At 51.2% G+C, this 244-nt stretch carries 1 tRNA gene and 1 rRNA gene; both read left to right on the top strand.

Features of this window, described 5'->3' with window-relative positions:
• A 16S ribosomal RNA gene (locus C3B52_RS36040) occupies positions 1-82 on the top strand; the annotation flags it as partial.
• 64 nt (positions 83-146) lie between these two features.
• Positions 147-223 (top strand) — tRNA-Ile (locus C3B52_RS36035).
• Positions 224-244: the final 21 nt, after the last annotated feature.

Here is a 244-nt window from a genome sequence, read left to right as displayed (position 1 = left end):
GCCGCCGAAGGTGGGGTAGATGACTGGGGTGAAGTCGTAACAAGGTATCCGTACCGGAAGGTGCGGATGGATCACCTCCTTTCTATGGAGATACGACGATTAACGCACATTCGCTGCTCAGTTTTGAAGGAGTATTTCTCCTTTGCGGGCCTATAGCTCAGTTGGTTAGAGCGCACGCCTGATAAGCGTGAGGTCGGCTGTTCGAGTCAGCCTAGGCCCACCATTTGAATATTTTTGGTTTTCT

Source organism: Brevibacillus reuszeri (assembly GCF_002897295.1).
Lineage (GTDB): Bacteria > Bacillota > Bacilli > Brevibacillales > Brevibacillaceae > Brevibacillus > Brevibacillus reuszeri_A.
The sequence above is the reverse complement of the archived record's forward strand: the minus strand, read 5'-3'. Positions and strand labels throughout refer to the sequence as shown.